This is a genomic window from Bradyrhizobium sp., from assembly GCF_027307225.1.
GTDB lineage: Bacteria > Pseudomonadota > Alphaproteobacteria > Rhizobiales > Xanthobacteraceae > Bradyrhizobium.
In genome coordinates, this window is sequence record NZ_DAHUXJ010000153.1 from 1 (window position 1) to 12,493 (window position 12,493).

General features: G+C 60.9%; 14 protein-coding genes and 1 pseudogene. 3 read left to right on the forward strand and 12 right to left on the reverse strand.

The features are described 5' to 3' along the window. Window positions 1-128: 128 nt before the first annotated feature. The 5 genes from M6D32_RS25675 to M6D32_RS25695 form a co-directional block, all read right to left on the reverse strand. Window positions 129-701, reverse strand: coding sequence for a hypothetical protein (locus tag M6D32_RS25675; protein WP_298261632.1), 573 nt, complete (start codon window positions 699-701; stop codon window positions 129-131). Then, complete coding sequence (locus M6D32_RS25680) at window positions 698-925, reverse strand: hypothetical protein (protein WP_298261634.1); 228 nt, start codon at window positions 923-925, stop codon at window positions 698-700. The genes M6D32_RS25675 and M6D32_RS25680 overlap by 4 nt, the downstream gene beginning before the upstream one ends. A gap of 2 nt (window positions 926-927) precedes the next feature. After that, on the reverse strand, window positions 928-1,383 hold the full coding sequence (locus tag M6D32_RS25685) for a hypothetical protein (RefSeq protein ID WP_298261636.1): 456 nt from the start codon (window positions 1,381-1,383) through the stop codon (window positions 928-930). Window positions 1,384-2,146: 763 nt separating this feature from the next. Beyond that, the gene (locus M6D32_RS25690) at window positions 2,147-3,166 is read right to left on the reverse strand and encodes an NADP-dependent oxidoreductase (RefSeq protein WP_298261639.1); all 1,020 of its coding nucleotides are present in this window, start codon (window positions 3,164-3,166) and stop codon (window positions 2,147-2,149) included. Window positions 3,167-3,621: 455 nt separating this feature from the next. After that, window positions 3,622-3,855 (reverse strand): hypothetical protein, encoded by a 234-nt coding sequence (locus tag M6D32_RS25695; protein ID WP_298261641.1) that lies wholly within the window; start codon window positions 3,853-3,855, stop codon window positions 3,622-3,624. Window positions 3,856-4,088: 233 nt separating this feature from the next. Here M6D32_RS25695 and M6D32_RS25700 point away from each other — a divergent pair, with 233 nt between their 5' ends. After that, entirely contained in the window at window positions 4,089-5,006 is a 918-nt protein-coding gene (locus M6D32_RS25700) for an NAD-dependent epimerase/dehydratase family protein (protein ID WP_298261643.1), read from the forward strand. A 427-nt stretch (window positions 5,007-5,433) separates the two neighbouring features. Beyond that, the gene (locus tag M6D32_RS25705; protein ID WP_298261644.1) at window positions 5,434-5,652 is read left to right on the forward strand and encodes a hypothetical protein; all 219 of its coding nucleotides are present in this window, start codon (window positions 5,434-5,436) and stop codon (window positions 5,650-5,652) included. A gap of 233 nt (window positions 5,653-5,885) precedes the next feature. Here M6D32_RS25705 and M6D32_RS25710 read toward each other — a convergent pair whose 3' ends face one another. The 5 genes and pseudogenes from M6D32_RS25710 to M6D32_RS25730 form a co-directional block, all read right to left on the reverse strand. Continuing rightward, window positions 5,886-6,038 (reverse strand): hypothetical protein, encoded by a 153-nt coding sequence (locus tag M6D32_RS25710; RefSeq protein ID WP_298261645.1) that lies wholly within the window; start codon window positions 6,036-6,038, stop codon window positions 5,886-5,888. A gap of 84 nt (window positions 6,039-6,122) precedes the next feature. Further along, on the reverse strand, window positions 6,123-6,797 hold the full coding sequence (locus M6D32_RS25715; protein WP_298261646.1) for a cupin domain-containing protein: 675 nt from the start codon (window positions 6,795-6,797) through the stop codon (window positions 6,123-6,125). A 70-nt stretch (window positions 6,798-6,867) separates the two neighbouring features. Continuing rightward, a pseudogene (locus tag M6D32_RS25720) lies at window positions 6,868-7,041 on the reverse strand (MFS transporter); the annotation flags it as partial. Window positions 7,042-7,319: 278 nt separating this feature from the next. Next, entirely contained in the window at window positions 7,320-7,661 is a 342-nt protein-coding gene (locus tag M6D32_RS26970) for a hypothetical protein (RefSeq protein WP_366145862.1), read from the reverse strand. A 1,009-nt stretch (window positions 7,662-8,670) separates the two neighbouring features. Then, window positions 8,671-9,381, reverse strand: a complete 711-nt coding sequence (locus M6D32_RS25730; protein WP_298261650.1) for a DJ-1/PfpI family protein — start codon at window positions 9,379-9,381, stop codon at window positions 8,671-8,673. 56 nt (window positions 9,382-9,437) lie between these two features. On the opposite strand from M6D32_RS25730, the gene M6D32_RS25735 reads away from it, so the two are divergent. Continuing rightward, on the forward strand, window positions 9,438-10,433 hold the full coding sequence (locus M6D32_RS25735; protein WP_298261652.1) for a GlxA family transcriptional regulator: 996 nt from the start codon (window positions 9,438-9,440) through the stop codon (window positions 10,431-10,433). A 79-nt stretch (window positions 10,434-10,512) separates the two neighbouring features. Here M6D32_RS25735 and M6D32_RS25740 read toward each other — a convergent pair whose 3' ends face one another. Then, window positions 10,513-11,052 carry a carboxymuconolactone decarboxylase family protein gene (locus M6D32_RS25740; protein ID WP_298261654.1) on the reverse strand — a complete coding sequence of 180 codons (540 nt, stop codon included), beginning with the start codon at window positions 11,050-11,052 and terminating at the stop codon, window positions 10,513-10,515. Window positions 11,053-11,277: 225 nt separating this feature from the next. After that, a complete protein-coding gene (locus tag M6D32_RS25745; RefSeq protein ID WP_298261656.1) occupies window positions 11,278-12,252 on the reverse strand; it encodes a tripartite tricarboxylate transporter substrate binding protein in 975 nt (324 codons plus the stop codon). Window positions 12,253-12,493 lie beyond the last annotated feature (241 nt).

Below are 12,493 nucleotides of genomic sequence, written 5' to 3' on the forward strand. Positions count from 1 at the left end.
CGCCAGCGGCTTCGTTCAATCCCCAACCGCAATTTGCAAGAAAATCGGCACCCAGGTCCCAATTTCTGGCAAATCCAATTGCACGAATTCCAGCAATTTCTATTGCCAGCCAGTCGCTTCGGGATTTTTCACGGACGACTAGCGACCTCGACGACGGATCCGACCGCAAGGACAAGCGCGACGAACAGCGCGAATTGCTTGGTGCTTTCGAACGGCCCGCCTGGCGATGGCGGCTCCGAGATGCGCATTGGCTCAAGTTCGCCCGGCTCGAGCCGAAGCATGTCCGCGTCGACCCAACGATCCGCCAGCTTCGCCTCCAGCACCGGCACGGGCGTCTTTTCCGGCACCCTGACAGGCACCTCCTCGCGGACAGGTCGATGGTTGTAAGTCCAGCATCCGTCGCCATCCTTCGCGAGCCTCTGTGTCGGCCATGTCCTGGCCGCTTCGGCCTGGTCAAGGCAATGACGCGACGCCTGCGCCATCGTCGTGCCGGTCAGCAGCAGGACGGCCAGCGCTGCGGCGAGTGGCAGAAGACCATGTTGGAGGCGTACATAGTTTCCGACACTCGCCGCATCGCCCGCGCCGATGACGTTATCGGGATCGCACCATTGCGCGAAACACTCCCGGCAAATCATGGCGTCCCCATGCCAGAACGAAGCCTTGGCATCACCCACATCGCGCCGGCATGAATCACAGATCATTGCTGCGCCTCGTCCATGATGCGATGGAGCTCCGCGCGGGTTTCGCGCCGCTCCAGCGCGTTGACCAACTGTTCGCCGGCCCGGCTGTCCGGGTCGGGACGGAACCGCGCCTGCTCGGTCCGGTCGCCACCTATCCTTGACGCCGTGCAACCTCCAACCATCAACGAGAGCAGGACGATGATGAGTGGTGCCGCGACCAGAAGGTATGGCACCACCCGGTACACGATCAGCTCGCTATGTCGGCGGCCTTCGCCGCGATCTTGTCGCGGAACATCCCGCATAGCTGGCGGACTTCGTCCGTCGCGCTGGAACAGGATTCGATTTCGTTGAAGATGCGCTTGCCCTCCTTGCGATATCGCGCCGCGGTGGTCTTGATCTCCTTGAGCATGTCGGAAGCCGAGGTGGTGAGTTGTTCGCAGCGCTGGGCCATTTCTTTCACGAATTCGCCGATGGCTTCGATTTCCTTCGCGGTCACCTCATATTCCTTGACGATGGCCTCTGCAGAAAGCCTGCCGATCTCGGTTGCGTCGTCGTGGTGGCTGACATATTCCGGAACCGTCGGAACCCGCGGCATGGACTCCACCGCCTGGATGTGGGGGGGCCTTTGTTGTACGGCTTCCCGGATGTCCCCTTCGAGTTCGCTAACATTGAAGGGCTTTACCGCAGCATTCTGTGCTCTCATTGCAGTTACTCCTCTGGCAAGTTTCTCGCTTCAAAGAGCTGGCTGCTCTGCCTCCAGCCCGCACATCGCCAGGCCAGTGCCTCGGGCATGAGGCGCTGTACCACCCGGCAATTCCCGATTTCCGAAGAGGCTACCGATTCACCCGAATTGTCCCCGCATCTTTTCCCCTCGTCTTTCCTTGTCGTGCTCTCTAGAGCTCCGATTCCGAAGTTCGCAAGCTATTGAGGTAACCTCTGATGCGAACTTCGGAATCAAAGGAGCTCTAGCAACTTATTGTTTCTAGTGCGGCTTTGAATTTGAAGTTCCTATAACGAACTCACCGCGAAACTGATAGGAACTTCAAATTCGCCGCACTAGATTGGCTTCACGTCGTCGTCCCACATGTGTTCCTCGCACGTCGCACACCGGTACAAGCGGACGGTCTTGCCGCGCTGGGAATCGAGAATTGAATAGGCGAGACAGGAGTACTCCGCGCATCTGCGGCAACGGAGCCGCCGGAAATCGGTTTGCGGCTCAATCCGCGGTACATTGCTGTCCATCATGGCGAGCGCCTCTCCCCAAAGTCGCGCCAAAATGATCGTGGCAAAACCGGTGGAATTGCGTCTTTTCAACGGGGCTTATTGACTAGTCCGTTCGGACTAGAGCTCCGCTTCCGAAATTCGAAGACGCGGCTTCGCAAGTGATGCGAACTTCGGAATCGAGGCGCGCCAAAGAGCCTTCGCCCCTCATCGGGTCCTACGCCAACAGCGACCCGAAGCGTCGCCTATTCGCGATCCGGTCCGACACGCACCAGCTGCTTGCCGAAATTGGCTCCCTTAAGGAGACCCATGAACGCGTCCGGCGCATTGTCGAGCCCGTCGGTGACAAACTCCTTGTACTTCACCTTGCCCTCACGAACCCACTGCGACATGTCGCGCAGGAAGTCGGCGTGGCGCGCGGCGAAATCGCTGACGATAAATCCCCGGAAGGTGAGCCGCCTGGTCAGGATCGCGCGCATCATGGAAGAAGCCCATTTCGGCGCCTTCGCCTCCGCATCGTTGTAGTGCGCGATCAGGCCGCACACGGGCACACGCGCAAAAGCGTTGAGAAGCGGAAACACAGCTTCGAACACAGCGCCGCCGACGTTTTCGAAGTAGACGTCGATTCCTTTCGGGCATGCCTCCTTCAGGTTGGCCGCAAGTCTGGGGTCACGATGATCAAGGCAGTCAAAGCCGAGTCCGTTGCGGACGTAGTCGCATTTTTCCTTGCCGCCGGCGATGCCGACGACGCGCGCGCCCTTGATCTTCGCAATCTGACCCACCGCAGAACCCACCGCACCCGACGCCGCCGCCACCACGACGGTTTCGCCAGCTTGCGGCTTGCCAATGTCGAGCAGCCCAACATACGCGGTCATGCCGGGCATGCCGAGCACGCCGACAGCGGTCGAGATCGGCGCGAGCTTGGGGTCGATCTTGCTCAGCCCGCGGCCGTCGGACACTGCGTGAGTCTGCCAACCTGCGCGCGACAGCACGATGTCGCCCTTCTGGAACGCGGCATTGGTGGAGGCGATGACCTCCGATACGGTACCGCCTTCCATGACGTCGCCAATCTGCACCGGTGCGGCGTAGGACGCGGCATCGCTCATGCGCCCGCGCATGTAGGGATCGAGCGACAGCCAAATCGTGCGCAGCAACACCTGCCCGCTGCCGGGCGCAGGCACCGGATATTGCTCGACACGGAAGTCGGATGTCTTCGGCTCGCCAACGGGACGCGACGCCAGAACGATACGCTTGCCTTGGGACATGTTGTGCCTCCTCCACGATGACCTCGTAACCGTCATCGTAGCGAGGAAGATCGCCATCAGGAAGGCCGCACACACGACAACCTGTCGCCGCCCATCGCGCCCCTTGCACAGGCCCTTGGCGTCAATGCGCGCCTCCCGCAGAAGGGAGCGCGTAGAGCCGACACGGCAGCCAATATCGACGATTGGGCCAACTCGACCGGATTACGGCCGCCAAAGTAAAAGCGCTTTGGTGGTCGCATGGAACCAACGAGTCCGCCGAGTGTTTGGAAAGCTCGGAGTGGGACAATGGGCTGAAACAGCCCGCATCGTAGGCCTGAGCCTGGCTGCCATGCACATGCTGATGATGGTCTTGGCCGCCGCCGGGATGGCCTGACAAGTCCAGCAGAGGCGGCCAATGGCGGCCTCTTTCATATGCGCGATCTTGAACCGTCGTCCGCAACGGGCAACGGATTCGATCAATGCTTCTGCCCGGATTGCGACTGCTGATCCGACTTCTTGTTCATCTCGGCTTTGTTCGCCTCGTGATGACCCACGGCGCAACCGGCGGCTGCGCCGAGCTTGCCATGGCCCGCCATGTGTCCAGCAATGCCGCCGACCACGGCGCCTTTGATGCAGCCCTTGGCATCGGCCGCGCTAACCGAGGCCAGCGCGATGGCGACGGTACAGACTGCGATTGGTATGAATTTCATGAGCCTCCTCCCGAGAAAAGAACCGGGCGACCAACTCGACAAGGAAGCGTCCGGTTCCGGTTTGACCGGCATAGATGTGCTTGAGATCGGCCTACGCCCTCCGACCTCGACACATTCGTTCGAAACTCCAACCGGCAGAGCGGACGCCGCCTTAGATCCTGTTTTATCGTCAAAAATCGAGTGTATAACGAGCGCGGTTGGGCTGAATTGAATCCAGGACCGGAAGGAAAATCGTGCGGATCTTCTGTACGGGAGCATCAGGCTATATTGGCGGTTCTATCGCCTTGGCGCTCGTCGCCGCGGGCCACGACGTTTCCGGGCTTGTGCGCAGCGACGAGAATGCAGCGCGGGTACGAAGCCTCGGCATCGCTCCGGTCCATGGCACACTTGACGATGTCGACGTGCTTCGGGCTGCCGCGGCGCGCGCGGATGCGATCGTCCATGCAGCCAATGCCGATCATGAACCGTCGGCGCGCGTCATGCTCGCCGCGATCGAGGGCACCGGAAGGGCCTACATTCACACCAGCGGTTCCAGCGTTGTCGGGACACAGTCTGCCGGACAACGCGTCGATGCTTTTTTCGACGAGGACACGCCGATGATCCCGTCGGCCGGACGAGCGGCGCGCGTCGCATTGAACGACGACATCCTGTCCTTCAAGGCGAAAGGCATCCGAGCGATCGTCATCTGTCCAAGTCTCATCTATGGCATCAGCCGTGGACCGACGGAGCACAGTATGCAGGTTCCGTGGCTGATCCGGCTGGCGAAGAAAGCCGGCGTTGCCAAGCACTATGGGCCCGGTGAAAACATCTGGTCGAACGTGCACATCGACGATCTGGTTGACCTTTATCTTCTCGCGCTCGCGTCAGCTCCATCAGGCGCATTCTATTTTGCCGAGAACGGCGAGAACTCGATGAAGCAGGTGTGCGAGGGGATCAATCGCAAGCTCGGCATCGCAAGCGGCACCCTATCGATGTCGTTCGAGGAAGCCTCGCGGGAATGGGGTGAAGGCGTGGCGCAAAATACCATGGGCTCCAACAGCCGGGTTCGGGCCGTTCGGGCGAGACGAGAGCTTGGCTGGCGCCCGAACAGGCCGTCGCTGATCGAGGAAATCGAGAACGGCTGTTACGCCGCGTGCCTTGCTGCGCGATGATTTTTCCAGAGCTCCGATTCCGAAGTTCGCAAGCTATTGCGGCCCCTCCGATGCGAACTTCGGAATCGGAGCTCTAGCAACTTATTGTTTTGAGTAGCGGCTTTGAATTTGAAGTTCCTATGACGAACCAACGGCGAAACCGATAGGAATTTCAAATTCGCCGCACTAGTGGTCCGATTCTAACATTCGCATCCCTTTCTCAGCGTGCACTTTTGCGAATGTTAGAATCAAAGGACCACTAGCAAATGTCTGTTTCTAGTGGAGTTTAGGATTTGACATTCGCTTTCCAAACTCGCGGCCGGATGGGTAGCGAATGTCAAATCCACTCCACTAGTGACCTGACACACGCGCAGCCCGCCCGTAGGAACCGCGAGTTCCCTTCGCAGTTGTCCTTTGAGCGTTGCAGTACGGCGGCCGGTCGGAGATCATGAAGGGCCTCTCGAATGCGGCATTCCCTCCCGAGGTGATCGAGATCATGACCACCGCGTTCGAGGCTGCTGTGGCAACACTGCCTGAACCTGTCCACTCGAGCCACGTTGCGATCATCGCCGAATCAATCTTGCGGACGGCCAGCACCGGCGAACGAGACGCAGTCATACTGGAGCGAATTGCGCTGATGGAGCTCCGGCTCGCGCAGCGTCGCTGAGGCGGAATCAACGGGCTTGGGAAAATTGGACGAACGACGGCGCCGGCGCGCCTTTCCAACGCAGAATGATTCCGTGGAGTAACGGATGTCGTCGAGGTTCCAAGCGCATTTGCGCGCAGCTCACATCACAGAACATTTCCCGAGGCAAATGCGATTCATCATCGCGATGCTTTCCGCGTTTCTCGTCTTGATGTTCGACTTCGATGATTCGCCAGGCGAAACCCCAAGCTACGCTAGGTCTCGATGCGCCTGATCTCCAGGACTTGCCACTGGTTGCTATCGAACCAGCGTCCAAGGTTTGCCCGGACGCTCTGCTCGTCCAGGGCTTTCAGGTCAGCCTTGAGACGGCGGGTGCCATTGGCGAGACAAATACGAAATACGCTCATTCTACTTGATCCTCCCCCGCCCGCGAAAGTGCATCGCTCCTGGTAAATCAATCGTTAAGAGCCGGAGCACCAATAGTTGGACGGTCAGAACGCGCAGACATTCTCATGCATGAGTGGACCGCGCTTCATCCACACCCGCGCGCCGCCGGGTGACGCCTGCGCATGAAGCGCCATGCCCGCCGGCAGGCGGATCCAGGCCTGCGGCTCCAGCGTTTCGCCATCCAGCGTCAGGCCGCCGCGCAGGAGCAGAAGCTCCAAACCCCTGGTGTTTTCGACCGTGACGCTGGCTCCCGCCTGCCAGTCTTCGAACCGCACTTCCTCATGTCCGTCGTCGAACAGAAGTGTTGCGGCCGCAGCGCCGGCTCGGGGAGGCACGCGTTGTCCTTCGCCCGGTTGGCGCACCGTCTGCGCCTGGTCATCCGCACGAAACTGCCAGAGGCGAACAAAGATCGTGCATCCGTCCTTCGAGGCCGGTACGTGCGACGTGCCGGGCGTGTTGCGGATGTAGGCGCCAGCCGGATAGTCGCCATGTTCGTCCTGAAAAACGCCGTCGAGGACGACGAATTCTTCTCCCCCGGTGTGGGTATGGCGCGGAAAGGCGCTGCCCGGCGCGTAACGCACGATCGAGGTGGCGCGGGCCTTCTCCTCGCCGATGCGGAACAGCATGCGCCGGTCGACACCCGGAGCGGGGCTCGGAATCCAGTCATGCCTGGCTGCATGGACGATAATGGGAAGCGTGAAATCGTCGTTGATGCGCATGATCAATGCTCCGCCGGTTCAGCGCTGATATGAAAAGCCGTCCGTGGCAGAAATGCAATCAGCAGCGGCGCGACCAGCCGAAGCAAGACAGCAGCCCGCCGGACAGGAACGAACCGACAGTCATTGTACCAGAGACCGCGAAGTCGTTGAACGGTTGGACCCGCGCCTTTTTCTCGCGACGATGACATTCCAGAACCATCGCCGACGCGCCGATGACGCCGAAATTCCCGCCCATCCAGAGTAGAGCTCCGATTCCGAAGTTCGCAAGCTATCGTGGCCCCTCTGATGCGAACTTCGGAATCAAAGGAGCTCTAGCAACTTATTGATTTGAGTAGCGGCTTTGAATTTGAAGTTCCTATAACGAACTCGCGGCGAAACTGATAGGAACTTCAAATTCGCCGCACTAGGCTGAGCGTCGCCTTGAAAATGTGCGACACCGATGCCGAACAGACCGAGGAAGCAGCCGCGATGAGTCCAACAGTCACGACGGCGGGAGCGCCTCCGCTCGACCGATAGAACAATCTATGCAATGGGCGTCGGCCGCTGCCAGGCATTCGAACGGCGATTGAAGCGGCTCTTGTGCTCCATCCATCCAGGGAGTGGCATGCCGTCCCGATGCCGCCCGCCCGCCTCGGCCCCTGCCCAAGCTGCGATTGCACCAAGCAGAAGACTGGCGGCGACTGAAAACGCCAGGATGAGCGAGCTTGCCCGGGCATGTGAGATCGCGCGCTTTGCATTCGCAATGCTCGTATCGACCCGCCGCTCGGCATCCGCACCGGTCAATCCCGTAACCCCGGTCACGATCTGGACCAGATAGGCACGATCGTCGGCGCTGACGCCGCTATGGCCTGAAGACGTGAGCAAAATCCGTCCTGCCTCGGATCGAACCGGCTCAAGCTCAGCACTCGGCAACCGTCGCGGCGCACGAAGGAGATGGTCGATCTCGTAGCTCAAGACGGAAGGTTCGGATGAAGAGGGGCGTGCTGTTAATGGGCTTGTGTGGCTTGCGACCGAAACCGCTATCAGCGCTACCAGAATTACGCCAAGAACAACCGCCAGCGCCCACGACCCTATGCCATGCCAACCATCGCGGCGTTCGATCTCCTCTGCTGCGGCGGCGGCGTAGGGAAGCCGGGTCCGACCCGCGAGGTAACCGCCGCATCCGAAGCTCACCAACGCGACGAGAATCATAAAAATTCCCGAAAGCAACCACAACGCTACCGAAGCATCGCGCCATGTGGGTGAGGCCGAACTGACGCCAAGACCAACGGCCGTTCCGAATGCAATCAGGATGGAGGATATAGCCGCCGCCGTGAATGCGCCGAGCACGACCGGCGACCAAGCCAGGTGCCACGCGGGATCGATGGTTCGAGAGCCAACGACGGCTCGAGAGTCAACAACCGGATCGGTAGTCGTCATTGCGTTCACCGCAGACCGAAGAACGAAAGAATAAACATGACGATCACGATCAGTCCGACCAGATAGATAATACCACCCATAGGAGCCTCCGACATTGTGAGACAGCGAATAGAACTGATCGGGTTCTCACAGGTTCCAACGAGGAACGGCTTTTATTGATCCGGCGAAGCGCTCGGCTGCAAGCATCGTTGCATCGACGCAGGTTCTCCCGGTTCTGTTGCAGCGCGGCTTTGACTGAAATGCCGCGTGCTTCCCAAAAAAGCCGGATCGCATGCTCACACGACAGCCCCAACATGAAGACGGCGGTTCATGATGGCACGATCTTCACGACTGCGACGGCGACAGGTCGGAACAACATGGTTGCTCGCACTCGCGCCGCCTGATCCGGTTGCCCGCACTTGCAATTCCACCCTTGTTGTCGGCGTCCCGGCGGCTGTAGCGGGCCTGTCCTCAATCAGTTCCGCATTGCGATTCCCAAACGAGCTGCGACCCGCCGTGCTGACGTCTCCCGCTGGGCCGTGATGCCTCGCACGGAATCACGCGCTTGTTGCAGAATCCTGGCCGGCGCGGTCTCGGGCGTGCCGCTGTTGAAGGGCGGCTCTGGCGCATAGGCCATATAAAGCTGGATCGCCTTTGCAGCGTCCTCGCCGCGCAACTCCGCTGCAAGCCGCAGCGCGCCGTCGATGCCGGCTGTCACGCCGGCGGCAAAGACGTAACTGCCATCCACCACCACGCGCTCATTGACGGGAATTGCGCCGAACAACGGCAGCAGATGAAATGAGGCCCAATGGGTCGTAGCCCTGCGCCCCCTGAGCAGGCCGGCCGCGCCACAGATCAGTGCGCCCGTGCAGACGGAAAAAATCCTGCATGCGCCAGCCGCCTGTTGTCTGATCCAGGCAAGCACCTCGGCGTCCTCCATCAAGGCTTCCTGCCCGAAGCCGCCCGGCACGTGCAACACATCGAGCGGCGGCGCCTCTGGAAGAGCAGCGTCGGGCGCCAACCGCAATCCCTTGACGTCGCGGACAGCGTTCATCGTCTTGCCGTAGATGCGATAGGTCGAATTTGGAATGCGCGACAGGACCTCGAACGGCCCCGTCAAATCGATCTGATCCAGCCCGTCGAACAGCAGCGAGCCGATCTGCAAGTGAACATCATGAGCAATCATTTCCGTCTCCGCGATCCCGAATAGACAAGGCAAGCCTATCGCGGCATCTTCCGGCCATGACGCCAAAGAGCCCACGTTTCCCGCCAGGCAGGAATCGCATCGTCGAGGTCCTGGCCTTTCCATCGGTGCAGCTGCTCGATGTCACCGGACCGGTCCAGGTGTTTTCGTCCGCCAACGACTTCATGGCCGAGGCCGGCGAGGTCAAACCCTACACCATCCGCATCGTCGCGCAGGGCGGCGGCAGCGTCGAGGCGACGGCTGGCGTAGCGCTTGCGGTAGATCCGCTTTCGCCGGTGGATGCTGAACTGGACACACTCGTGATCGCCGGCGGCGGAGGCGTCGATGTATCGGCCTCGGATGCGACGCTGGTGGATTGGGTGCGCCAGCGCGCCAGGCACGCCCGCCGCACTGCTTCGGTCTGCACCGGCGCCTTCCTGCTCGCCGCGTCGGGCGCGCTCCATGGGCGGCGGGCGGTGACGCATTGGGGATTCTGTGCCGAACTTGCCCGGCGCTTTCCTGCCGTTCAGGTCGAGACCGATCCGATTTTTGTGCACGACGGGCCGGTCTGGACTTCCGCCGGGGTGACGTCCGGCATCGATCTCGCACTGGCGCTGGTGGAGGAGGATCTCGGCCGGTCGATAGCGCTGGCGGTCGCCCGCTATCTGGTCGTGTTTCTGAAGCGGCCGGGCGGTCAGGCCCAATTCAGCGAGTTTCTGTCGTTGCAAACCAGCGAGGACAGGTTCGGCGAACTGCACGACTGGATCAGTAGCCATCTCGCCGGCGACCTTTCGCTTCCGGTTCTTGCGAGGCAAGCCGGCATGAGCGAGCGCAGTTTCAGCCGGCACTATGCGGAATCGACCGGACTGACGCCGGCACGTGCGGTCGAAAAGCTGAGGGTGGAAGGGGCGCGGAACCTCCTCTCGGAAACGCGTCTGCCGGTCAAACGCATTTCGCAGCGTTGCGGCTTTGGCTCGGAAGAGACGATGCGCCGCAGCTTTCAGCGCCTGCTCGACACTACGCCGCAGGATTATCGCGCCAGGTTTGCTTCCTGAGAAACCTCGCGTTTCATCGGAAACCCGGTGCGGCGACCCTGCTGCCGCCGCGCCGATGCAGTCGCCTCTCTTTCAGCCGTCAGGCATACTGCTGAAGGTGCGCCTCCAGCGGCGGGTTCGTGACGCTGCCGGCGTAGTTCGTAATCGTCGATGCGGCAACGATCGTGATCACTTCGAGCAGAAGATCCTTGCCGAAACCAGCCGCCAGAAAGCGTTGGACGTCCTCATTGCTGAGGCGGCCGCGCTTTTCAATCAGCGTTCGCGCCAACGTCGAGAGCGCGCCGAGTTCGTCGTCCGACGGCGAGCGGCCGCCACGTATCGCCTCGATGTCGGCCGGATCGAGGCCTGCCTGCAAGCCGAGCGCGGTGTGGAACGCGACAGCCCAGGCGCAGCCGTTGGTGACAGCATCGGTGAGAAGCACGGTCTGAATCTGCGGTTCGCTAAAGCTACCGCCGTGAACCTTGTCGAAGATGCCGAGAAAGCTCTGCACGAGCACGGGCGAGGTCGCCATCGCCGCTGCGAGATTGGGGATTGCGCCGAACCTGGCCTGCACGTCACGCAGGGTGGACCTGGAGCCTTCGGGCGCGGAGTCGGTTGTATGGACCGGAAAACGTTCCATGTGATTTTTCCTTTTACATAGCTCTGGGGGCGAACTCGAGCTTCTGCGCATCGCCGCGTCATGCGGCGAAAAGCGACGTCGAACCAATTCGATGAGGTTATCTAGCCACAGGCGGCGAGAAAGCCTCGCCAAAGTCCCCACATTCCGCGCCAACGACGAAAATCAACCGGCGACGCGCTTCTCTCGCATCTAGCCGCGAATGCCGTGGCTTCCCGCAAAGCCCGGCTAATTGACGGGCTTGATGCCGGCGTCCTTGATCACCTTCGCCCATTCCGGAATTTCTTTCTTGATGACCGCCGAGAATTCGCCCCGAGTATTGCCGATCGGCTCAAGACCGAGCTCATCGAACCTCTGGCGCATGTGCGGCAATGCGAGCGCCATGACGGTTTCGTCGTGCAATTTATCCAGAACGTCCTGCGACGTGCCGGCGGGCGCGACCAGGCCGAACCACGGCACAGCCTCGAAGCCGGGATATCCGGATTCCGCCATCGTCGGCAGGTCCGGCGCGAGCGGCGAGCGCTTGATCGAGGTGATGGCGAGCGCGCGCAATTTTCCTTCCCGCGCCAGCGGCAGCACGTTGACGATATTGGCGAACGACATCGTGATGCGATGAGCGAGCAGATCCGGCATCAGCGCCGTCGTGCCGCGATAGGGCACCGATTTGATATCGAGATGCGCCATGTATTTGAACAGTTCGGCGCCCAGATGCTGCGACGTGCCAACGCCGGCATGACCATAGGATAACTTGCCGGGGTTCGCCCTGGCGAGCGCCACGAGGTCCGCCACGCTCCTGATCGGCAGTTCGGAGGGGACGGCAAGCACGTTCGCAGCGATGAAGATTTGCGAAATCGGCGCGAAGTCCTTCAGCGGATCGAACGGAAGCGTTTTATACAGGGTTGGATTGATGACGAGCGACGAGTTGCCGCCCATCAATAGTGTGTAGCCGTCGGCGGGGGCCTTGGCGACCTGGGCGGTCGCAATGTTGCCGCCGGCGCCGGGCACATTCTCGACCACGAACGGGGAACCCCACACTTCCGCAAAACGGTCAGCAAAGATGCGCGCCACCAGGTCGGGCGCGGTGCCGGGCGTGAAGCCGACGAGGATTTTGACCGGCCGGTTCGGATAGCTCGATTGCGCCACAGCCGCTTGCGGCGCGAGCAGCAAGAGCAGCGTCGCGAACAGCTTCGGAGCGAATCTCATCGTTTTTTCCATCCGTCCCGCATGACTGTTTGGCGCGGTCTTTGTCCGTGGGTTTGGAAAGTGTGGCAGCGGCGAACGGCGTCTGCAAGACGTCTGATCGCAAGTGTCAGTAGCGCGTGATCTGTCGCCTGTTTGTAGCTCGTGAAGTGTCGTGTTTTTAGTGCCCTGGAACAAAGGGGGCACGATGGGCACGGCATCCATTCACGAGGGTGTACGACGGATGCGGTTTTCAAGTTTGCTG

What these genes read in the sequence shown, in the direction of transcription:
- M6D32_RS25715 (WP_298261646.1), bottom strand. Translation starts at nt 6,797, where the DNA reads ATGCGCATCAACGACGATTTCACGCTTCCCATTATCGTCCATGCAGCC.
- M6D32_RS25710 (WP_298261645.1), bottom strand. Translation starts at nt 6,038, where the DNA reads ATGAGCGTATTTCGTATTTGTCTCGCCAATGGCACCCGCCGTCTCAAG.
- M6D32_RS25675 (WP_298261632.1), bottom strand. Translation starts at nt 701, where the DNA reads ATGATCTGTGATTCATGCCGGCGCGATGTGGGTGATGCCAAGGCTTCG.
- M6D32_RS25685 (WP_298261636.1), bottom strand. Translation starts at nt 1,383, where the DNA reads ATGAGAGCACAGAATGCTGCGGTAAAGCCCTTCAATGTTAGCGAACTC.
- M6D32_RS25730 (WP_298261650.1), bottom strand. Translation starts at nt 9,381, where the DNA reads ATGATTGCTCATGATGTTCACTTGCAGATCGGCTCGCTGCTGTTCGAC.
- M6D32_RS25745 (WP_298261656.1), bottom strand. Translation starts at nt 12,252, where the DNA reads ATGAGATTCGCTCCGAAGCTGTTCGCGACGCTGCTCTTGCTGCTCGCG.
- M6D32_RS25735 (WP_298261652.1), top strand. Translation starts at nt 9,438, where the DNA reads ATGACGCCAAAGAGCCCACGTTTCCCGCCAGGCAGGAATCGCATCGTC.
- M6D32_RS25705 (WP_298261644.1), top strand. Translation starts at nt 5,434, where the DNA reads ATGAAGGGCCTCTCGAATGCGGCATTCCCTCCCGAGGTGATCGAGATC.
- M6D32_RS25740 (WP_298261654.1), bottom strand. Translation starts at nt 11,052, where the DNA reads ATGGAACGTTTTCCGGTCCATACAACCGACTCCGCGCCCGAAGGCTCC.
- M6D32_RS25695 (WP_298261641.1), bottom strand. Translation starts at nt 3,855, where the DNA reads ATGAAATTCATACCAATCGCAGTCTGTACCGTCGCCATCGCGCTGGCC.
- M6D32_RS25690 (WP_298261639.1), bottom strand. Translation starts at nt 3,166, where the DNA reads ATGTCCCAAGGCAAGCGTATCGTTCTGGCGTCGCGTCCCGTTGGCGAG.